A 22,290-nucleotide genomic window follows, 5' to 3' on the forward strand; every position below is an offset into this window, starting at 1 on the left:
ATAAAAGCCAGACTTAATATTATCTTAAGTTATATCAGCATAATTTTTGATTAAAAACATTATCAAGATTAAGTTTCTTTATTCTTGATCTAATTTCAGAGGTATCTGTTGTATATAATCCAAGGCTTTTCATCCTTTCAAAATAAGCAGCTCCTGCAAAAGTATATCTGTTTTTTCTGCCTTCTCTATTTTTAGATTTTTGATTAGAATAAGATATAATATCGCCTATAGCGATAGATGTTGGAAGTATAAGAAGCGGAATTCCAAGAGCAAGTCGTACTGCATTATATCCTGCAAGTGTTCCTGTACATATTGCTTCAGTATGTCCAACGAAGAGACCAGATTTTTCACCAGCGCAAAAAAGATTATCAACGCCCATTACTTTTAAATCATCAGTTCGTGGAGCGACAGATAAATATCTTATTGAATTTCCTTTACTTCCTGCATAAGGGTCTACATATTTTGCAGATTCCATTCCTTTAATTTTTCTTAATTTCTCTAAAGGGTAATAAGTAGTCATTAATTTAGCATGTCCTGTATCAAGAAGTACAATATTTTCTGCAAATTCTTTAAGTGCATATTGCTGACATACTTTAGTATCTAGTTTTTTATAATTTATATCTTCTTTAGGAACTTTTAAAACAACTACGCCGTCTTTATCTAGTTTTTCTCTTATTTCATCAGAAAGACTTTCTTTTGCAAGCTTACATGAACCAGAAAAAGCACCTAAAGTATCATCTTCACGTTCACCTTGAATATCTGAGACACCACATTTAGCACTTATACTTATTCTTGGACCAAATGCAGGACATCTTAGTATACACATAGAACAGCCGTTTCCATATCTTAAGCAATTTCCCATAGGACCAGTAGTTCCAGTAGTTTCTATAAATACATCACCAGGTATATATTCATCATTAGCTAAATATACGCCTTTTATTTTACCATTTGAAAATTCTACATCATTAACACGGCTTTCTAGTAAAAGCTTTATGCCTTTTGATAAAAGATATCTTCTTACGGCACCTTCAATTTTATTTACATCATATAATGATGCATGCTTGTGTCCTGGGAAATCTATATTTTTATGTCTTGCATTATCATCTGTTATCTGAATTAAATCTCCTCCGCCAAGTTCAATTAATTCTTCAGCTGCAGTATATCTACCATTATTTCTCATTATTCCACCAACATTTCCAAGTCCAAGCAGAAGATCTGTTTTTTCGATTATGGTTACATCAGCACCAGCTTTTCTACTTTCAAGTCCTGCAGCAACTCCAGACCAGCCGCCTCCTATGACAACTATTTTCATATTAATCTTCTCCCTTCAAAAATATCTCTTACATCTGCCTGTTCTTTGCAATATCTTCTTATTTTATGATTCTTATAGCGTACTGTACATGCACCGCATATTCCTTCACCACAGCACATTTTAAAATTATTAAGACATGAAAGTTTTATATCTTTTCTATCTATAGAATCTAAATAATTTATTACGCTGTATGTCAGTATATCAGCACCAGCTATGTGTATATGAGTTATACCACTGTCTATGCTTTTTTCTATAAGAGCTTTTGCAATTTCTGTAAGATTACCTTTTTTAAGAAGGGAATTATATGAGATTTTCAAATTATTATTTTTAAAGAAATCATCATCTAATATTTCATTAAAAGGACTTTTATCTATGCATATAGAAACAGAACAGCTATTTGATATAAGTCTTTCTATGACTGGAATAGACGGTGCATATCCGATTCCTTTTGCAAGAATTAAAGATTTTTCACTTTTAGATTTTAAAATATTATTAATTCCAAAAACGCCATTAAAATATGGACCTCTTAAAAGAATGTTATCACCTGTTTTATAATTTAAAAGTTTTTTTGTCTTTATTCCTTTTATTTCTATAACAACCATTATAATATCATTATCAATGTCTGTTTTAGATATTGAGATAGGAATATCAAAATATTGATTTTCATCAGTTCTTAAAAAGATATATGTTCCAGGTCGTTTAAGATCAATTGCAAGTTTATGAGGAATTTCTATTTTGAACATAATTAGATTATCATCTGAATTTTTCATATCACAAATTTTACAGGAATAGATTTTTCGCCCTGGTTTTGCTTTATACCCATTGTTGTAAAATTCTTGAAAAACACAGACGCCTTTCCAATTTAAACAGTCACAGAAATTTTTTCCTTGACACTGAGAACATATTATACATTCATTAGTTTCAGCAAGTTTACATGGACAGAATTCTGTACCACAGTCTATACAATCAATAACATGCTTTGTCATCATTACTCCTAAAAGTATTATTCCACTTTTTATAATATTAAAAAATAATATAAAAAATACCTAATATTTAGTTTTAGTATGTTTTTTGTGTTTAAAACAATGTAAAACAACACATATTAGATAATAATTAAGAATTTTCATTTTGTACATTTGTTTGATTATAGTACATTAAAAAAAATATGCTATAATAATAAAAAAGGGGGACATATGATGAAACGATATTTTGTTATTGTATATGGACGAGTTCAGGGAGTAGGTTTTAGATTCTTCTGTCAGTCCCATGCAAAACTTATGGATATAACAGGCTATGCTAAAAATTTAGATGATGGCAGTGTTGAACTTCAAATTCAAGGAAAAGAAAATAGCCTTTTAAAATTTTTAAATATAATAAAAAAAGGAAATAGATTTATAAGAGTAGAAGATATGTCTGTTGATGAAATAGATGTAATTGATGAATATAATTTTAAGAGTCTAGGATATTAGACTTTCTATTTATTAAAGAACTTTTTGGATGGAGGAAATTTAAAATGATAAAAAGAAAATTAATAAAAAGTGTATCTCTTTTAGGCATAATTTTATCTATATTTTTGATATGTCCTAAAGGTGCATCTGCAGAATGGAAGCAAGATACTACAGGATGGTGGTATAGAGAAGGTGACTATTATGCACTTAATTGGAGAAAAATAGACGGAGAATGGTATTTCTTTGATAATAAAGGATATCTTGTTCAAGATTGTTGGGTCCCAATAGATGATGAGTGGTATTGCTTTGATAAAGATGGCAAAATGGCTCACGATACTGTAATAGATGGAAATAAACTCGATTCTACTGGAAAGTGGGTGAAAGATAAAGAAATTCTCACAAAAGATGACTTTAATATAAGTAGTGAAAATAGTGATTCAATTGATGGATATACAAATCTTATTGATTGTTTTAAACATAATGGATGTACAGATGATATAGGATATTATTTAGTAACTGAAAGTCATGATTCAAAAGATACGGAAAAATTTACAACAAATAGGGGAATAATGCTTGGAGATAAACTAGATAAAGTATTAAGCATATATGGTGAAGCTGAACCTAAAATTGCATATACTGATGATATATTCTATAAATATAATAAATATTGGAAAGATTATCCTGAAAACAATTATGTTTCATACTGTTTTTATGATGAAATATATAAATATAATATAAGATTTTACTTTGACTATTCAGAAAGGGTAGTTCTTATTGCATATACAGTTAATGAATATAATTTCCCTGAAGATAAAGATTTAGCTTATCTTACATGGAACAAATAAATATCGTGATCATTTTTTTATTATAAGAATATATAATATATTAATAAAATTGCCTAAAAAACATTTTAAAAATGTTTTTTAGGCAATTTTATTTTTAATTCATATTGACAAGTATATCAATTAAGTGTACTATTACACATAGTACATGTATTTAATAAAAAATGTATTTAGGAGGATGTTATGAAAAAAAGAAAAATTGTTTTTTATACTATTATTATTATTGCTTTAAGCCTAAATTTATTAATACCATATTTATCAGGGAAAAATAAAGTTTATGAAAAAAAGAGTGAATTTAAAAACTCTGATGAAGTTATTCAAAATATTTCAAATGTAACTTTAAAAGACCCTAAGAATAATGATACAGATAATTTTAAAGAATGCCTATCTAAAAGAGAGAGAACTGCAGGAACTGATGCTACTTATTTTAATAAAATTGATGTAAAAAAAGTTGATTATACTTCTGAAACCGTAGATAAAATATTAAAAAGTTATAGAAATATTAGACAAAATTTTTATAAATCCAGTAGTGACATTAATGAAATTGCTGCAGTTATAAATGTTGATACCTATATGGATAATGAATTCTTAGAAAATTCAACATACGATGTTGTTTTTATCGATGAGGGTGAAGGATATGTAATAGACTATATTGAACTTCAATACAATGATGTGTATAATTTTCAAGAATAAGGAGTGTAGAATGTTATGATTAAAATAGATCCTAGAAGCTCTACTCCTATATATGAACAAGTTAAATTAGGACTTAAAGAACTTATTTTAAAAGGTGCTATAAAAAGTGGAGAAAAAATACCTTCTGTAAGAGAACTTGCAGGCATGTTAGTAATAAATCCAAATACAATAAGTAAAGCTTACAATGAACTTGAAAGAGAAGAAATAATAGAAACACTTCGAGGAAAAGGAACATTTGTAAGAAATAATTTTAAAAAAGAAGCTGATTTCAAAAAAATGGATTATATAAAAAGTGAATTAAAGAAAATAATTTTAGAAGGAAGCTTAAGTGGTATTAGCGAAGAACAATTCACAAAAATTGTTAAAGAGATTTATAAAAGTTTGGAGGCTAAATAGATGATTGATATAAATAATATATCATTTAAGATAGATGGAAATACAATTCTTAAAGATATAAGCTTTAAAGCAAAAAAAGGAAGCATATTAGGAATAATAGGGAAAAATGGTGCTGGTAAAACTACACTTTTAAGAATTCTTACTGGTATATATAGGAGTAATTCAGGTGAAGTTTTGTATGATGGCGAAAATGTTTATGATAATCCTGATATAAAATCAAAGATAGGCTATGTTGCAGATGAAAATATAATAAATTCTAGATTTAAGGTTAAAGAAGTAGTTAAATATTATAAATATTCATATAAAAATTTTGATGAAAAAAAGTTTGAAAAACTAAATAAAATATTTGAAATACCTCTTGAACGATATATATTCAATCTTTCAAAAGGTATGAAAATGAGACTTTCTATAATGCTTTCTCTTTCAATTCATGCCGAATTTTTAATATTTGATGAGCCAACATCAGGACTTGATGCAATACTTAAAAAGAAGCTGCTTGAGATTTTATCAGATGAAGTTTTAGAAAATGAAACTACTATAATAATAAGTTCCCATCATTTAAATGAACTTGAAAGAATTTGTGATAACATAGTTATTTTAAAAGATGAAAAAATAGCATATAAAAATTCAATAGAAAACATGAAAAATTTGATAAAAAAGATTCAATGTGTATTTAATGATAATGTTATTATAGAAGAGTTTGAAAAAATGGATGAAATTGTTGCAGTATCAAAAGTAGGAAGAATTTATACAATTGTCACAGAAAAATACGATGATAAGTTTTTAGAAAAATTAAAGAAATTCAATCCTCTATTTATAGAAGAAGTAGATTTAAGTCTTGAAGATATATTTATCTATAAAGTTCAAGAAAAGGAGAAATAACAATGAAAAAATATTTTAATAAAGCGCTTATTTATCAATGGTTTAAAGCATCTAAAGCAGCAATAATACTATCTCTTTTATTCTGGAGCTTTTTATCAAGTCAACTTATAAAAAGAGAATTTTCTACAGTTGTTTCAGGTATAAGAAATTATCAGAATAATAGTTTTTACAGTATATCAATCGCACCTTATGCGTGCCTTGGATTTATATTTGTTGCTATATATTTTATGTCTATAGGATTTAATAAAAAACTAAATGAAATGTTTCTTATGAGTGGACCATACACAAAAAAACAGATAAAATATAATGAGCTTATATGCTTAGCTATTACACTTTTAATGTTTGTTGGAGTTTTCTTATATTTTGCTCTATACATTTATTTAGATAATAAACTTATTATAGATATTTCATATGGATATAGTTATTTTATCATTTTAGAAACTTTGAAAATTATTTTCTTAGGCATTATAGGTATACTAATTATGCTTATTATATTATCAATGTTTAATAATACATTTGCAGGTATAGTTACACTTCTTTTTGTAATACCAGAAACTTTTATTTTTATTTTATTATATATACGATCAGTAATATCTTATTTTAAAGTATATAATAATGAAATTATAGAAGGATATAGACCTCTAGCATACTTTGGGCGGGATGTTAGTATCAATATATCAGAAATAAATTTTAAATATGCATTTTATGACGTACTTATATTAATAGCTACTATTCTTATATTGTACTTAGTTTATGTCTATGTTAACAAAATAATAGAAAATAAAACTGGAAATAGAATATTTGTGTCAAAATACGTAGAAAACTTTATATGCCTTTGTGTATCTTTTGAATGTGCTAGTTTTATTTGTGTAATGGCAATTGAGTATTTTAATATTGGCAGCGGTGATATACTTTCTATATCTACAGTTAATTACTTCACAATTATGCTTATAACTCCTTTAGTTTTAACAGCGATAATCTTCTTTATACTAAAAAAGATATTAAGAACTGTTAAATAGTATTTATTTTTAGAACCAATTTTTATTTTAGTGAATAATATGTATTAAACTAATGAATAGGAGTTGGTAAACTTGTCTAAACATTCTAATGACTGTTGCTGTTGCTGTAGATGTTGTCAGCCTACATGCTGTCAATGCTGCAATAGTAATAATAACTGTTGCTGTTGTAATTCAAATTGTGGATGCGGCGGCTATGGCGGTGGTTTTGGCGGCTGTGGTGGCTCATGGATATGGATTCTCTTAATTCTATTTTTTGGAGGATGCGGTTTTGGAGGCTGCGGCGGCTGTGGTGGCTTGTTCTAATACTTTCCAGATAAGAGGTGCAAATAAAGCACCTCTTATTTTTTATACTATCTGTTTTTATGTTATAATCATTAGAGATAATATAAAATGGAGTGATTAGTATATGGAAGAAAGACTTCAAAAATTTATGGCTGAATGTGGAGTAGCTTCACGAAGAAAGTGTGAAGAATATATTCTTCAAGGAACAGTTTACGTAAATGGAGAAAAGATTGATAAACTTGGAACTAAAGTTAATCCTGAAAATGACAAAGTGGAATTTAATGGAAATGTCTTAAAAAAGGAAGAAAAAAAAGTTTACATAATGTTAAATAAACCTGAAGGGTACATAACATCAGTAAAAGACGAAAAAGATAGGCTTACAATTCTTGATATTGTTAAATGCAGTGAAAGGATATATCCCGTAGGAAGACTTGACTATGATAGCTCAGGACTTGTTCTTCTAACAAATGATGGATCAATATATAATAAAATAATTCATCCAAGAGAAAAGCTTATAAAAAAATATATAGCAGTTGTTAAAGGAAAAGTAACTGATAAAGATATAGAACATTTGAAAAAAGGTGTTGATATAGGTGGGTATATTACAAGTGATGCTGATGCTACTATAATAAGCATCGATGGTGATATTTCAACTGTTGAAATTGATATACATGAAGGAAAAAATAGACAGATAAGAAGGATGTTTGCATCTCTTAATTATGAAGTTATTTCATTAAAGAGAATTGCTATAGGTCATTTAAAGCTTGGGTATTTAAAAAAAGGTGGATATAGAGAATTAAATGATATAGAAATGAATTATATTAGAAATTTAACATAAAATATATGTGAAAGAATTTAAAAATAAACTTTCATTATTATGCTTCACATAATGGTATTTCTTGAATAAGAGTAAAAAAAATGATAGAATAATGATATGATTATTCAAAGATATAGACAGGAAGTGTAATTTGATGGAAAATACGGAAAACAGCAAAGACTTAATGAGACTAATTCAGGGAAAATTCACAAGACTTAGTAAAGGCCAGAAGTTAATTGCTGAATACATATTAAAAAATTATGATAAAGCAGCTTTTATGACAGCAGCTAGACTTGGTGTTTCGGTGGGAGTTTCTGAATCAACCGTCGTAAGATTTGCAAATGAACTTGGGTTTTCTGGTTATCCACGTTTGCAAAAAGCTCTACAGGAGCTTATAAAAAACAAATTAACAACAGTACAGAGACTTGAATTAAAAAATGATTATTTTTCAGATGGAGATGCACTTAAAGGTGTATTAAAAGCTGATATGGAAAATATACGTTCAACACTTGAAAAAATAAATCAAAATACGTTTGAGAATGTTGTAAAATGTATATTCGATGCAAAAAAAATTTATATAATAGGACTTAGAAGTTCAACAGCATTATCTGAATTTTTAGGATTTTATTTAAATATTATTCTTCAAAATGTTAAAGTTGTAAGTTATGGAATATCTGATGTATTTGAACAGATGATAAACGTCTCAGAAGGAGATTTAGTTATTGGAATTGGTTTTCCAAGATATGCAGCAAAGACAATTGATGCTCTTGAATTTTCAAAAGACAGAGGTGCAAAAGTAGTTGCCCTTACAGATAGTTTATTATCTCCTCTTGCATCAAAAGCTGAATATACATTAATAGCACAAAGTAATATGGCATCTTTTGTGGATTCTTTAGTTGCACCTTTATCTGTTATTAATGCACTTATAATAGCAGTTGGTATGAGAGAAAAAGAAAATATTTCTGATGTATTTGGAAACCTAGAGCAGATATGGCAAAATTATAATGTTTATTCTTATAATAACCGCAATGTATCAGATGAATAAAATTGCATAAGGAAGAGTTGATAAAAATGAATTTTAGTTTGCCTTCATATGTTAAATATGTTCTTGACACATTATCTTTTAATGGTTTTAAAGCGTATCTAGTAGGTGGGTGTGTTCGTGATTTTTTATTAAATATAGTTCCATCAGATTTTGATGTAACAACAAATGCAAAGCCTAATGATATAAAAAATATATTTAAAAATGTTTCTCTATATGGTGAAAAGCATGGAACAGTTGGGGTTATTAAAGATAACAAGATTGTTGAAGTTACGACTTTTAGAAAAGATGGATGTTATTTAGATTCAAGACATCCTCAAGATGTTTATTTTGTTGATTCTTTAAAAGAAGATTTAAAGCGAAGAGATTTTACAATAAATGCAATGGCTTATAATGAAAAAGAAAGTCTTATAGATTATTTTAATGGAAAAAATGACATTAAAAATAAGATAATACGAACTGTTGGAGAGCCTAAAGAAAGATTTTCAGAAGATGCTTTAAGAATGCTTAGAGCAGTACGATTTTCAGCAAAACTAGGTTTTAATATTGAGGAAAATACATATAATGCTATAAAAGAATCATATAAAAGTATGAAAAATATTTCAAAAGAGAGGATACAGTCTGAGTTTTCAAAAATACTTATTTCTGATCCTAAAAAAATAGACTATCTTATTTCTACAGGTCTTATTGATTATATAATTCCTTATTTTAAAAAGGTTGCTTTGGTTAAACAGAATAATCCATATCATGTGTATGATCTTTATGATCATACAATAATTGCGTGCTACAATATAGAAAATGAACTTTACTTAAGGCTTACTATGCTTTTACATGATATTGGGAAAGTAGAGACTAAAACTACAGATGAAAAGGGAATATCTCACTTTTACAATCATCCTAAAGTATCATCGTTTCTTGCGTTAAACATTTTAAAATGGCTAAAATATGATAATGATACTATAGATAAGGTTGTAAAGTTAGTTACATACCATGATTCTTTTTTGGATTCAAAAAAAGTAATAAAAAAGGTATTAAATAAATTAGGACTTGATCTTTTTAAAGATTTATTAAAAGTTCAGATGGCTGACTGCATGGCTCAGAATTTAAAAATGAATGAAAAAAGGGTTAAAGCAGTTAAAAATGCACGATTTTTATTAAATGAGATACTAGAAGATAAAGAATGTTTTACTCTTAAAGATTTAAATATAAACGGAAAAGATATAATTAATCTTGGTATAACAGATGGAAAATGTATTGGAAAAATATTAAATGATGTTTTAAATCTTGTTATTAAAAATCCTGATTTAAATAACAAAGATAAAATTATAAAATATATAAAAGTAACATATAAGTTATAATTGCCAAAGTGCTTTGTGCAATTGTAACTTTTTTTATGCTATAATTTAATAAAAAGATTTGGGGGTAAAATTTTAATGATAGATTATAAAAGAGATGGACATATACATTCTCCTCATTGTCCTCATGGTTCATCTGATACGTTTGATATGTATGTTAAAGAGGCTTTAAGAAAAGGACTTCATGAAATTTCGTTTACTGAACATCTGCCTTTTCCATGTTATTTTATGGATGATAAAAAGCTTTTAGATGACTCATCACCATCTAAAGATGAGATGAAGTTATACTTTTCTGATTTAAAAAGAATAAAAGAAAAATATAAAGAAAAAATAAAAATAAATTCTGGATGTGAGGTTGATTTTCTAGATGGACTTGAAGATAAATCAAAAGAAGTAATTAATGAGTTTGGAAATTATATAGAGGATGGTCTTATTTCTGTTCATTTTATACGAATTAATGATAAATTTTATGATATAGATGGGCTTGAAGGATTTAAAAATGCAACAAAAGCATTAGGAAGTGTTGAAAAAGTATATAATAAATATTATGAAACTATTATAAAAGCAGTAAAATCAGACCTTGGTCAATATAAACCTAAGAGAATTGCACATCCAAATTTAATAAGAGTATTTAATAAATTATATAATATATCATATAATAATAGAAAACTTTTAGAAAATGTTGTATTTGAGATAAAAAATAATGGATATGAAGTAGATGTAAATACATCTGGACTTAGAAAAGAATATTGCAGAGAAATATTTGTTGATGGTATTATGAAGGAATTAGTTAAAAAGTATGAAGTAAAACAAGTATTTGGCTCAGATTCACATAAAGCAAAAGATGTAGGATCTAATTTTAATTTATATAAATAAAAATCAAGGAGAATGTTTATGAATTCTTATATAGAAAAAATCCCTTTAAAAACAGAAAACGGTGAAATAGAAGATGCCTATCTTATCAAATTAGATAATACATATATTTCTGACATGGTTAATTTAGATAAGAAAATTTATGCTGATTTAAATAATAAAGAGTATTATTTTTGTTCTCCAAAAGAAGAATATGAAACTATAATAAATGGGGCAGGTTTAGCACTTGGAATTATTGATAGCAAAAATAATCTTATTGCTATGGGAGTGTATTTTGAGCCTGGAAAAAGAGAAGAAAATTATGCTTTTGATATTGAAGAAATAAAAGAAAAGGCAGAATTAGAAGGTCAGATAGAAGCTACTGTTGTTCTTAAAAAGTATCGTGGAAATAAAATTCAAAAAAAACTTTGTATGTATCTTGAAAAAGAATCAATAAAAAATAATAAAAAATATCTATGTGCAACAGTTCATCCTGATAATAAATATAGCCTTAACACATTTTTATCTTTAGGATTTAAAAAGAAGATTGAAAAAAACAAATACAAAGGCCTAAGAAGAACAGTTTTATTAAAAATTTTACAATAATAAATAAAAAAATTTAAAAAAGTATTGATTTTATTAAAATTTTGAAATATAATAAAGTCAACTTATTAATACAGAATGATTTGTATATAAATGCACAGATTAAGAAAAGTAAGTTCAAATGAATGATTTAAGAGAGCAGATGATGGTGGGATGTCTGTATGAATTCTGAACCGAAAGAACACTTAGGAGTAGCTGACCGAAATAATAAATTATTAAAGTAGACTCAGCCGGAGCCAAACCGTTATAATTGGAAGGTATAAACAATGAAGTTTGTACTGTAATGAGATAGTCTTTTAGACTAATTTGGGTGGTACCGCGTGATATTTACGTCCCTATGTAGAAAATCTACATAGGGACTTTTTTTATACAAATTATCAGAAAAAAATTACATTTATATAAAAATATTGAATTGAAAGGAAGAATTAAAATGAAAAGAACTTTTATAAAGGACATATCAGAGAAAAAAGATCAAACCGTTCTTCTAAGAGGATGGGTACACAAAATAAGAGATTTAAGTCATGTAACATTTATTATGCTTAGAGATAAGTCAGGAATAATTCAGCTTGTATGCACTAAAGAGGAAGCTTCGGAGTTAAGACTTGAAAATTCAATAGAAATTACAGGAACAGTTATAGAAAATGAAAAAGCAAAGGGAGGATATGAAATCCATACTGAAAGCATAAAAACTGTTGGAAATGTTTATTATGATAAACTTCCTTTTGAAATTACAGCATATAAAAATAAGACAGCACTTGAAACACAGCTTGATTATAGAACAATAAGTTTAAGAATTCCTAAAATAAAGGCAATATTTAAGGTTGAAAATGAGATAGAAGAATCATTTAGAAGATTCTTTAAAAGTAAATCATTTGAGGAAATCCATACTCCTAAGATAATCAATTCTGGAACTGAAGGCGGAAGTGAGATGTTCACTGTAAATTATTTTAACAAAAGAGCATTCTTAGCACAGAGTCCTCAATTTTATAAACAGATGATGGTTGGTGCAGGATTCGAAAGAGTTTTTGAAGTTGGATACGCATATAGAGCAGAGCTTCATAATACATACAGACATTTAAATGAGTATGTAAGTCTTGATGCTGAAATGGGATTTATTAAAGATGAAAATGATCTTATGGATGTTGAAGAAGAATTTATAAGATATATGTATAATCATTTAAAAGAAACATGCAAAGAAGAGCTTTCTCTTTATGATGTTGAAATTCCGGAAACAATAGATATTCCAAGAATTCCACTTAAAAAAGCACAGGAAATTTTATTAGATGAATATGGAAAAAGATCTCCAAATGGAAACATCGATAATGAAGGAGAAGTATTATTTGCTAAGTATGTAAAGGAAAAATACAATTCTGATTTCGTATTTTTAACTGAATATCCAACAGCTAAAAGACCAATGTATGCGATGGAAAGAAAAGAAGATCCTGAAACTACAAATAGTTTTGATTTAATCTTTAACGGACTTGAAATCACAACTGGAGGTCAGAGAATACACGACTATAAGATGCTTAAAGAAAAAATGGAAAAGTTAGGGCTTGACCTTGATGCTTTTGGATTTTATCTAAACACATTTAAATATGGAATGCCACCACATGGAGGATTTGCAATTGGTCTTGAAAGAATAACAATGAAAGTTTTAGGACTTTCAAATATTAGAGAAGCATCATTATTCCCAAGAGATATGAAAAGACTTGAACCATAAATTTAAGAGGTGAAAAAAATGAGTGTAAGTATTGATGAAGTAAAATATATAGCAAAGTTATCAAAATTAAAATTTACTGATGACGAAGCAGAAAAATTTTCAAAGGAATTTGAGAGTGTTTTAGATAATTTTAAATATTTAAATGAACTTGATTTAAGTATAAAAGATGATGTAAAAGTAGATACATTAGAACCAGTTGAAAGAAAAGATGAAATTAAAGATTTTGGCGAAAAAGATTTATTTAGAAATGTTAAGAATATGCAAGATGGGTACTTAAAAGTTCCTAAGACTTTTGATTAGGATGGTGAAAAATATGATTGAAAAGATGAGTTTAAAAAGTCTTTCTGAAAAGATAAAAAAACAAGAAATTACAAGTGAAGAAGTAGTAAAAAAATATATAGAAAATATACAAGAAAATGAACCAAAAGTTAATGCATTTCTTACTCTTTTATGTGATGAAGCATTAGAAAAGGCTAGAGAAATAGATAGAAAAGCAAAAAACAACGAAAAACTTGGAGCACTTTGTGGTATTCCAATTGCAATTAAAGATAATATTTGCACAGAAGGAATAAATACAACATGTGCATCAAAAATGCTTGAAGATTTTAATCCACCATACGATGCAACAGTAATCAAAAAACTTCAAGATGAGGATGCAATAATAATTGGTAAAACTAATATGGATGAATTTGCAATGGGTTCATCAACTGAGAATTCAGCATTTAAGGTAACTAAAAATCCTAGAGATTTATCGAGAGTTCCAGGAGGTTCATCAGGAGGTTCTGCAGCAGCAGTTGCAGCTAAAATGTGTCCAGTTTCTTTAGGATCAGATACTGGTGGATCAATAAGACAACCAGCAGCATTTTGTGGAGCAGTAGGACTTAAGCCTACATATGGACTTGTTTCAAGATTTGGGCTTATAGCATTTGGTTCATCGCTTGACCAGATAGGACCTTTTACAAATACTGTTTCTGATAGTGCATATATGCTTAATATTCTTCAAGGAGCAGATAAATACGATTCAACAAGTATAAGAAATATTTCTAAAAAAGATTATACATTAAATTTAGATGATGGAATAAAGAACATGAAGATAGGAATTCCTGAAGAATTTTTATTAGAAGGATTAAATGAAGAAATAAAAGATGCACTCTTAAATACAGTTGATAAGCTTAAAGAACTTGGTGCAGAAGTTGAAAAAATATCACTTCCTATAATGAAAGATGGACTTGCAGCATATTATATAATTTCATCTGCAGAAGCAAGCACAAATTTAGCACGATATGATGGAATAAGATATGGACATAAGACAAACGATTATACAAATCTTGAAGAACTTATGGTAAATACAAGAACTGAAGCATTTGGAAATGAAGTAAAAAGAAGAATTATGATGGGAACATATGCTTTATCATCTGGCTATTATGATGCTTATTATAATACAGCAGATAAATTCAGAAAAAAATTAAAATATGAATTAAAGAAAACTTTTGAAAAATATGATTTAATTCTAGGACCTGTATCACCAATTCTTCCATTTAAGATTAATGAAAAACATGAAGATCCTCTTTCTATGTATCTTGCAGATATATATACAGTTAATGTTAATTTAGCTGGTTCTCCGGCACTTTCAATGCCAGTTTCAAGATCAAGAGAAGGTCTTCCAATAGCGATACAGTTTATAGGTGATAGACTTTGTGAAGATAAGATATTTAAAGCAGCACATACTCTTGAAAAAGCTTTAAATGTAGAATTATAGGAGGCGAAATGTTATGAATTATGAAACTATAATAGGTCTTGAAATACATGCGGAATTAAAATCGAAAACAAAAATATTTTGTAATTGTTCGACTTCATTTGGAGCAAAACCTAACGAACATACATGTCCTATTTGTACAGGTATACCAGGAACTCTTCCAATGCTTAATGAAGAAGTTGTTAATCTTGCAATTAAGGCAGGTACAGCACTTGGATGCAAAGTAAATAAATATAGCAAGATGGATAGAAAAAATTACTTTTATCCAGATCTTCCAAAGGCTTTCCAAACATCTCAGTATGATCAGCCAATATGCTCAGGAGGAATTGTTGAATTTGAGCATGAAGGTAAAAAGGTAAAAGTAAGACTTAATAGAATTCACATTGAAGAAGATGCCGGAAAGCTTGTACATCTTGAGGAGGAAGAAGTAACTTTAGTTGATTACAATAGAGTAGGTGTTCCTCTTGCAGAAATAGTAACTGAACCAGATATGAGAAGTGTTTCTGAAGCAGTTGAATTTATGAAAAGATTAAAAGCAATATTAGAATATGGTGGAATCTCAGATTGTAGAATGGATCAAGGTTCTTTAAGATGCGATGCTAATATATCTCTAAGACCAGTTGGTAGTGAAAAATATGGAACAAAGGTAGAGATTAAGAATATAAACTCATTTAGAGAACTTCAAAAAGCACTTGAAAAAGAAGAACAAAGACAGTCAGAACTTTTAAGCTTTGGTGAAGGCGATAAAATAGTTCAAGAAACAAGAAGATGGGATTCTGGAAAAGGAAGAACAATTTCAATGCGTACAAAAGAAGAAGCTAATGATTATAGATACGTTGTTGAACCAGATCTTCCTCCTATAATTATTTCAGATGAGCAGATTAAAAAAGAAAAAGAATCACTTCCAGAAATGCCTGATGCTAAGAAGGAAAGATTTATAAAAGAATACAATTTATCTAACAGAGATGTTGATATTTTAATATCAGATAAAACACTTGCATTTTTCTTTGAAGATCTTGTAAAGTTAGGTATAAAACCAAAAACTGCTGCAAACTGGATTTTATCTGATATCTTAAGAAAATTAAATGAAAATAAAATGGCATCAAATGATATGAAATTATCTGCAGAAAATCTTGTTAAATTATTAAAAACAGTTGAAGAAGGCAAAATAAGCAATAATATTGCAAGAGAAGTATTTGAAAAAATATTTGATGAAAATACTGATCCACTTAAAATAATTGAAGAAAATGGATTAAGCCAGATAAGTTCACAAGATGATCTTTTAAAGATAGTAAAAGAAGTTGTTAAAAATAATCCTCAATCAGTTGAAGATTTTAAATCAGGAAAGAAACAAGCAACTTCATATCTTATGGGTCAAGTAATGAAAGAAACAAAAGGAAAAGCAAATCCAAAGATTGCGAAACAATTAGTAGATAAAGTATTAGAAGAAATTTAGTTAAATAAAAAGAACTGAGTGCAAAAAAGACTCAGTTCTTTTTTTATTCATCATCAGCTGACATAATAACTTTATCGAGATAAAAATAAAATTCAATGCCATCTTTTATATTATGAAATTCGAATTCAGATTTATGAAGATGTAAAATATTCTTTACTATAGATAAGCCAAGACCTGTACTGTTACTTTGAGTCCTTTCTCGTGACTTATCAAGTCTATAAAATTTATCAAATAACTTTTTGAGTTCATCTTCTGGAATATTTACTCCAAAATTCTGAACTGAGATTTTATATCTTTTAAGTTCTTCGTCTTCAGCAATTATTATCTTTATAATATTATCGCTTGGCGTATATTTAATTGCATTTGTTAATAAATTAGTGAAGACTTCTTCCATCTGAAATGGATCAGCATATACATAACTATATTCATCACACGAATCAAAAAATATCTTTAGATTTTTTGAAGAAGCATCTGGTTCATGTTTTTTCACTACTTTTTTAATAAGCCTATTTATATTAAAGTCTTCAAAATTTGGCTTCAATACTCCTGATTCTAGTTTTGAAAGTTCAAGCATATTTGATACTAAAACTCCCATTTTTTTAGCTTCATCTATTATTGTTTCTAAATATAAAGTTGCATCTTCACCTGTTACTATTCCGTCTTTAATTCCTTCAGCATAACCTTCTATGATTCCAATTGGAGTTTTTAGCTCATGGCTTACATTATTTACGAAATCATATCTCATATTTTCAAGCTGCCTTTCTTTCTCTATATCATGTTTTAGAGTTTCATTTTTGTCTTTAAGATCATCTAATGCATTTTTTAGATTTAAAGAAAGAGAATTAAGTGATTGACCAAGACTTCCTATTTCATCATTTGATGTAATTTCACATTTTTCATTAAAATTCATCTTAGCCATCCTGCAAGCAACATTATTAAGACGTATAAGCGGCTTTGAAACAAGATCTGAATATATCATTGAAAGCATTGCAGAAATTCCTATAAGCCCTATAAAAAGATAGAGCGAGAATTCTTCTATTACCTGTGTAGCTTCTTCTATAGGCTGAATTGATGAAACACAGATTATTATGTAGTCATTTTTAGTATTTAAAGACATAGGAGAAACTATACCAATTTTTTTTAGATTGCTGCTTTCATTATAAAAATTTTCATACTGCGTTCTAGATGTTTCAAGTGCAGTATTTATTATAGTTTTGTTCTTTATAAGTTCTGAACAAAAGGCTGTAAGTGTATCAAAATTATCTTTATCGTTTGTTGATTTATCTGGAAGAAATATTTTATTTTCATTAGGTGAAAATAATGCAAGTTTTGCATTATTTTTTATTTCGAAATCCTTCAAAGCAGAAAATAATTCATCATCATCTTTTAAATCACTTGAAAAAACTATATTAAGTTTATTTATTTCTTTTACTAAAGAAGTTGTTTTTTTATAGGAATAGAACTTCTCAAACAAAAGTGTTTGAGAAGTATATGTAACTGCAATAAGACAGAGAATCATAAGCAAAGTTATTGTAAATAATTTTTTTGCAAGACTTGTTTTTTTCTTAATATTATTTTGCTTCAAATTTATACCCGCTTCCACGTACAGTTACTATATATGATGATTTATCTAAAAGTTTTTCTCTTAGTCTTTTTACATTTGTATCTACAGTTCGGATATCACCATAATAATCTATTCCCCATACATTATCTAAAATATTATCTCTTGTAAGAGCCATTCCTTCATTTTTTACAAGATATATAAGAAGTTCATATTCTTTCGGCGATAATGTAATTATATTTTTGTTAATTTTGACTTCATGAGAAAGAGTATTTATTGTAAGGCCATTAAAATCTTGACAGCTTGAATCTATATCATCTCTTGTTCTTTTTAAAAGGGCCTTAACTTTTGCAATTAATACTTTTGGGCTGAATGGCTTTGTTATATAATCATCTGCACCTGTTTCATAGCCTAAGAGTTTATCTGTTTCCTGCTCTTTTGCAGTGAGAAGTATTACAGGAACAGTTGAAACACTCCTTAATTTTTCAAGCATTGTCATTCCATCCATTACAGGCATCATAATATCTAGAAGAACTATATCAATTTTATTTTTTGAAAATGCTAAAAGTCCTTCCTCACCATTTGAGGCTTCAAATACATTAAAATTATCTTTCATTAGATAATCTCGTAGTAAAAATCTTATTCTAAGTTCGTCTTCAACAATTAAAACTGATTTTTTCATATATTCATCTCCCTACTTTAATAATATAATACTATCACTAAAATAAGGCAATTATGTTACAGAGTAATTAGTGACACAAATTAAAGTTTATTGTATTATTAAATATGAAATGGAAAGAAAGGCAATGGTTAGTTTAATGTTTAATTTGAATTTTGATATAAAAACTCATACTTTAGAAAACGGTCTTGAAGTAATTACAATAAAAAAAGATACAAAAATAGGTTCAGTAAATATAGGAATAAAGGTTGGGCCTATGTATGAAAATATGCAGGAGAAGGGAATAAGTCATTTTATAGAACACACTTTATTCAAAGGAACTAAAAAAAGAGATAATAAGACTTTAAATAGCGAGCTAGATTTTCTTGGGGGAGAATATAATGCATATACTGATTATGATGCTACCGTATATACAGTTTCATGTTTATATGAAGAATTAAATTATGCATGCACACTTCTTTCTGATATGATGATGAATTCAGTATTTGATGAAGATGAAATTGAAAAAGAAAGAGGGGTTATCATATCAGAAATTTTAACTAATAAAGACGATATAGAAGATTTAAGTTTTAAAAATGTTAATTTTGAAGCGTTTGAAAATGGTTTTCTAAAATATGATGTTACAGGAATAGAAGAAAATGTTAAAAACTTCACAAGAAATGATATAATATCATTTTATAAGAAATTTTATGTTCCAAATAATACTGTAATTTCTATAGTTTCACCGTTAAGTCATGAAGAATCATTAAAAATTATAAAAAATAATTTTTTAAAGTGGCAAAAAAAGAATATAATTTTTCCAAAAGTAAATATTGAAAATAATAAAAATACAACGGTAACAAATTATAAAAGTAATCTAGAACAAAGTACTATAACATATTTATATACTTTTAATGATTTAAAAAAAGAGGAGGAGCTTCCACTTAAAGTACTAAATTATAGACTTGGAGAAAGTGCAAACTCACTTTTATTTAGGGAAGTAAGAGAAAAAAATGGATATGCTTATGATATATATACTCATCTTGAAATTACAAACAGAATAAAAACTCTTTATATATATACAGCCGTATTAAATGGAAAATATAAAGAGGTAAAAAAACTGATTGATAATATTTTAGAAAAATTATTTTTAGGAAAGATACAGATAACAAAAAGAGATCTTGAAATTATGAAAAAAGTTCATAAAACTGCTGTATTTACAACTCTTGAAGATTCATCAGAACTTTGCAATTATATTCTTCATCAAAAACTTGATGGTGCAGATATACTTGAATTTATAAATGATATGGAAAAAATAAATACTTTAGATATTAATTCAGTTACTAAAGTTGCACGAAAGTTATTAAAAAATCCAACAGTTCATATCCTTATGCCTAAAAAAAGTAAAGGAAGATAGAAATGAAAAAAATAACTAAAATTGAACATCAAAAAAGAAATAAGGATAGATTTAATATTTATGTTAATGATGTCTATTCATTTGCTGTTTCAATTGATATCTTATATAGTGAATCATTAAAAGAAGGCATTGAAATTGATGAAGAAAAAATAAAAAGTATTTCAGATAAAGAAATGCTAAATAAATGTAAAAATACTGCTCTTAATATAATTGAAAGAAATCTAAAAACTAAAAAACAATTAGAAAATAAACTTAGAGAAAAAGAATTTGATGATAGTATAATATTTGAAACTATGAAATTCTTAGAACATTATGGATATATTAACGATAGTGAATATATAAAATTATTTATTAAGGAAAAAATAAAAAAATATGGTAAAAGAAAAATTATTTATGAACTTATAAGAAAAGGTATAAAAAAAGAAGATGTAGAACTTGAATTTGAAAACTCATCTTATATAGAAGATATTGAAATAGAATCTGCAAAAAAGATAGCAAAGAAAAAACTTGATTCTATTTTAAAAAAAGAGGATGACAAGTATAAAATAAGAGGGAAATTATATAATTATCTTTTATCAAAAGGGTATCAGACTAATATTATAAAACAAATCATAGAAGAATTAACTTAGGCATATTATATGCAAAAATAGAGGTGAAAACAAATGGATTTTTCAAATATTAGTTACACAATTATTGCTTTTATAATGCTTTTTGCTATTATAAAAACGGTAATAACTGTTTTGCACACATCAGATATAAGGCAGGCAATGTATCCAATAATGCGCGATATTTCAAGTTTTATAAGCTTTATTATAATAGTATTATTTTATGATAAATTTTATGAATTTATAAAATTTATATTATCATTATTTTCAAAATATAAAGTTGCATCACTTGGAGTAATGAAACTTGCAGGTCTTGTTATAGTATTCTTTTTAATAAGAATATGTATAAAATGGATATTATTTCTAATAAATGAATTTGTATTAAAATTCTTTATAAATTTTATAAATGGAAGTAAGATTATCTCTATGTTATTTGGTATGCTTCTTGGTGTAATAAGAGGAATGACTCTAGTTTTCGCTTTATTTATACCAATTGCAATCATAAATTGTATTCCACAAAGTCCTGTCGTTATTGATGTATTTGATAATATGTATGGATATGACAAGGTACTAAATATAGTAAATACAGGGACATCTAAAATAATACAAAGCGGACTTACAAAAGATGTGAAAAATAATAAAATTATTCTTTATAATGGAGTAACTATAGAAGACGGAGTAAAGAGTAATTCTGAAATAGATAATAAGGCAAAAACACTTGTATCTAACTATAATACAGATAGAGAAAAAGCTAAAAAACTTTATACATGGGTAGGAAGCAATATAAAATATGATGATTCTAAAGCTCAGCAAGTTATAAATTCAGAGGATGTAAAAGATAGTGGGGCAATATCAGCTTTTGAAACAAGAAAAGGAATATGTTTTGATTATGCATGTCTATATGCAGCTATGTCAAAGGCAGTAGGTCTTAAAGTAAGAGTTATTACAGGTCAGGCTAATAATGGTCAGCAGTTTATAAGCCATGCTTGGAACGAAGTATACCTTAATGATGAAAAAAAGTGGATAAAAGTTGATCCTACATTTTATTCTGGAGGAAACTATTTTGATAATAGTGATTTTGATGAAATTCATAAAAAAGAAAATATTGCAGGAGAATTTTAATTTGAATTTGTTGTTATTTTAGAAATAAGAATATTAACGGCTTTTTCACATTCTTTATCATTTGAATCAATACTCCATGCAAGATTAAAAAGTCTTAAGGCTTTATCTATACATTCTTTCATTGCATAGCAGTATCCTAAATTAAAAATATATTTTCCTTCTCTTGATAAACTTATAGCTTTTTTTAAAAATTCAATAGCATCATCATAATTTTGAAGCTTTATGAAACATACACCTGAATTATAATAGGAACATGCTTCATTTTGATTTTTAAAAATTGACTTTTTGTAGTAGTAAAGAGCCCGTTTATAGTCCTTTTGATTATAATATTTATTACCTTCGTTAAAGTAGTTCATACAAGCCTCCGACTATGTTTAATTTTGCATTTTGCAATGAATTATAGTAGAATATAATAATTGATAAGTTGTATACTTACAATAGTTATATTCTTA

General features: G+C 27.2%; 24 protein-coding genes and 1 other annotated feature. Of the genes, 19 read left to right on the top strand and 5 right to left on the bottom strand.

Features of this window, described 5'->3' with window-relative positions; all coding sequences use genetic code 11:
- Window positions 1–34 precede the first annotated feature (34 nt).
- Both MTX53_RS06175 and MTX53_RS06180 read right to left on the bottom strand, forming a co-directional pair.
- Window positions 35–1,312: an FAD-dependent oxidoreductase gene (locus tag MTX53_RS06175; RefSeq protein WP_244835382.1), complete on the bottom strand. Its 1,278-nt coding sequence runs from the start codon at window positions 1,310–1,312 to the stop codon at window positions 35–37.
- The gene (locus MTX53_RS06180) at window positions 1,309–2,298 is read right to left on the bottom strand and encodes a sulfide/dihydroorotate dehydrogenase-like FAD/NAD-binding protein (RefSeq protein ID WP_244835383.1); all 990 of its coding nucleotides are present in this window, start codon (window positions 2,296–2,298) and stop codon (window positions 1,309–1,311) included. Before MTX53_RS06180 ends, MTX53_RS06175 begins: the two co-directional genes overlap by 4 nt.
- Window positions 2,299–2,505: 207 nt before the next feature.
- On the opposite strand from MTX53_RS06180, the gene MTX53_RS06185 reads away from it, so the two are divergent.
- From MTX53_RS06185 to gatB, 16 genes are all read left to right on the top strand, one after another.
- Window positions 2,506–2,781, top strand: a complete 276-nt coding sequence (locus MTX53_RS06185) for an acylphosphatase (protein ID WP_244835384.1) — start codon at window positions 2,506–2,508, stop codon at window positions 2,779–2,781.
- Between the two features lie 44 nt (window positions 2,782–2,825).
- Window positions 2,826–3,605 (top strand): hypothetical protein, encoded by a 780-nt coding sequence (locus MTX53_RS06190; RefSeq protein ID WP_244835385.1) that lies wholly within the window; start codon window positions 2,826–2,828, stop codon window positions 3,603–3,605.
- A 180-nt stretch (window positions 3,606–3,785) separates the two neighbouring features.
- Window positions 3,786–4,295: a hypothetical protein gene (locus MTX53_RS06195; protein ID WP_244835386.1), complete on the top strand. Its 510-nt coding sequence runs from the start codon at window positions 3,786–3,788 to the stop codon at window positions 4,293–4,295.
- A gap of 15 nt (window positions 4,296–4,310) precedes the next feature.
- On the top strand, window positions 4,311–4,691 hold the full coding sequence (locus tag MTX53_RS06200) for a GntR family transcriptional regulator (protein ID WP_244835387.1): 381 nt from the start codon (window positions 4,311–4,313) through the stop codon (window positions 4,689–4,691).
- Window positions 4,692–5,573 carry an ABC transporter ATP-binding protein gene (locus MTX53_RS06205; protein ID WP_244835388.1) on the top strand — a complete coding sequence of 294 codons (882 nt, stop codon included), beginning with the start codon at window positions 4,692–4,694 and terminating at the stop codon, window positions 5,571–5,573.
- Window positions 5,574–5,575: 2 nt separating this feature from the next.
- A complete protein-coding gene (locus tag MTX53_RS06210; RefSeq protein WP_244835389.1) occupies window positions 5,576–6,592 on the top strand; it encodes a hypothetical protein in 1,017 nt (338 codons plus the stop codon).
- A 72-nt stretch (window positions 6,593–6,664) separates the two neighbouring features.
- A complete protein-coding gene (locus tag MTX53_RS06215; protein WP_244835390.1) occupies window positions 6,665–6,895 on the top strand; it encodes a ground-like protein in 231 nt (76 codons plus the stop codon).
- A 103-nt stretch (window positions 6,896–6,998) separates the two neighbouring features.
- The gene (locus tag MTX53_RS06220; RefSeq protein ID WP_244835391.1) at window positions 6,999–7,712 is read left to right on the top strand and encodes a pseudouridine synthase; all 714 of its coding nucleotides are present in this window, start codon (window positions 6,999–7,001) and stop codon (window positions 7,710–7,712) included.
- Between the two features lie 133 nt (window positions 7,713–7,845).
- Window positions 7,846–8,736 carry a MurR/RpiR family transcriptional regulator gene (locus tag MTX53_RS06225; RefSeq protein ID WP_244835392.1) on the top strand — a complete coding sequence of 297 codons (891 nt, stop codon included), beginning with the start codon at window positions 7,846–7,848 and terminating at the stop codon, window positions 8,734–8,736.
- 26 nt (window positions 8,737–8,762) lie between these two features.
- Window positions 8,763–10,091: a CCA tRNA nucleotidyltransferase gene (locus tag MTX53_RS06230; protein ID WP_244835393.1), complete on the top strand. Its 1,329-nt coding sequence runs from the start codon at window positions 8,763–8,765 to the stop codon at window positions 10,089–10,091.
- 75 nt (window positions 10,092–10,166) lie between these two features.
- Window positions 10,167–10,964, top strand: coding sequence for a histidinol-phosphatase HisJ (gene hisJ, locus MTX53_RS06235; protein ID WP_244835394.1), 798 nt, complete (start codon window positions 10,167–10,169; stop codon window positions 10,962–10,964).
- Between the two features lie 18 nt (window positions 10,965–10,982).
- Window positions 10,983–11,546 (top strand): GNAT family N-acetyltransferase, encoded by a 564-nt coding sequence (locus tag MTX53_RS06240; protein ID WP_244835395.1) that lies wholly within the window; start codon window positions 10,983–10,985, stop codon window positions 11,544–11,546.
- An 86-nt stretch (window positions 11,547–11,632) separates the two neighbouring features.
- Window positions 11,633–11,883 (top strand) — a binding site (T-box leader).
- Between the two features lie 90 nt (window positions 11,884–11,973).
- Window positions 11,974–13,263 (top strand): aspartate--tRNA(Asn) ligase, encoded by a 1,290-nt coding sequence (gene aspS / locus MTX53_RS06245; protein WP_244835396.1) that lies wholly within the window; start codon window positions 11,974–11,976, stop codon window positions 13,261–13,263.
- A gap of 18 nt (window positions 13,264–13,281) precedes the next feature.
- Entirely contained in the window at window positions 13,282–13,563 is a 282-nt protein-coding gene (gatC, locus tag MTX53_RS06250) for an Asp-tRNA(Asn)/Glu-tRNA(Gln) amidotransferase subunit GatC (RefSeq protein ID WP_244835397.1), read from the top strand.
- Between the two features lie 13 nt (window positions 13,564–13,576).
- Window positions 13,577–15,022: an Asp-tRNA(Asn)/Glu-tRNA(Gln) amidotransferase subunit GatA gene (gene gatA / locus MTX53_RS06255; RefSeq protein ID WP_244835398.1), complete on the top strand. Its 1,446-nt coding sequence runs from the start codon at window positions 13,577–13,579 to the stop codon at window positions 15,020–15,022.
- A gap of 13 nt (window positions 15,023–15,035) precedes the next feature.
- Window positions 15,036–16,475, top strand: coding sequence for an Asp-tRNA(Asn)/Glu-tRNA(Gln) amidotransferase subunit GatB (gene gatB, locus MTX53_RS06260; protein ID WP_244835399.1), 1,440 nt, complete (start codon window positions 15,036–15,038; stop codon window positions 16,473–16,475).
- Between the two features lie 43 nt (window positions 16,476–16,518).
- On the opposite strand, the gene MTX53_RS06265 is transcribed toward gatB, so the two are convergent.
- Together MTX53_RS06265 and MTX53_RS06270 are read right to left on the bottom strand one after the other, a co-directional pair.
- Window positions 16,519–17,994, bottom strand: a complete 1,476-nt coding sequence (locus MTX53_RS06265; RefSeq protein WP_244835470.1) for a HAMP domain-containing sensor histidine kinase — start codon at window positions 17,992–17,994, stop codon at window positions 16,519–16,521.
- Between the two features lie 52 nt (window positions 17,995–18,046).
- Window positions 18,047–18,718, bottom strand: coding sequence for a response regulator transcription factor (locus MTX53_RS06270; RefSeq protein ID WP_244835400.1), 672 nt, complete (start codon window positions 18,716–18,718; stop codon window positions 18,047–18,049).
- Window positions 18,719–18,854: 136 nt separating this feature from the next.
- Here MTX53_RS06270 and MTX53_RS06275 point away from each other — a divergent pair, with 136 nt between their 5' ends.
- Genes MTX53_RS06275 through MTX53_RS06285 form a run of 3 tightly spaced genes read left to right on the top strand, consistent with a single transcriptional unit; the run spans window position 18,855 to window position 21,838 of the window.
- Window positions 18,855–20,111, top strand: a complete 1,257-nt coding sequence (locus MTX53_RS06275) for a pitrilysin family protein (protein WP_244835471.1) — start codon at window positions 18,855–18,857, stop codon at window positions 20,109–20,111.
- Window positions 20,112–20,113: 2 nt separating this feature from the next.
- Complete coding sequence (gene recX / locus MTX53_RS06280; RefSeq protein WP_244835401.1) at window positions 20,114–20,740, top strand: recombination regulator RecX; 627 nt, start codon at window positions 20,114–20,116, stop codon at window positions 20,738–20,740.
- Window positions 20,741–20,773: 33 nt separating this feature from the next.
- Window positions 20,774–21,838 (top strand): transglutaminase-like domain-containing protein, encoded by a 1,065-nt coding sequence (locus MTX53_RS06285; RefSeq protein WP_244835402.1) that lies wholly within the window; start codon window positions 20,774–20,776, stop codon window positions 21,836–21,838.
- Here the strand turns inward: MTX53_RS06285 and MTX53_RS06290 are convergent.
- Window positions 21,835–22,194, bottom strand: a complete 360-nt coding sequence (locus MTX53_RS06290; RefSeq protein ID WP_244835403.1) for a tetratricopeptide repeat protein — start codon at window positions 22,192–22,194, stop codon at window positions 21,835–21,837. The genes MTX53_RS06285 and MTX53_RS06290 overlap by 4 nt on opposite strands.
- Window positions 22,195–22,290: the final 96 nt, after the last annotated feature.

Source organism: Clostridium sp. BJN0001, from assembly GCF_022869825.1.
GTDB lineage: Bacteria > Bacillota > Clostridia > Clostridiales > Clostridiaceae > Clostridium.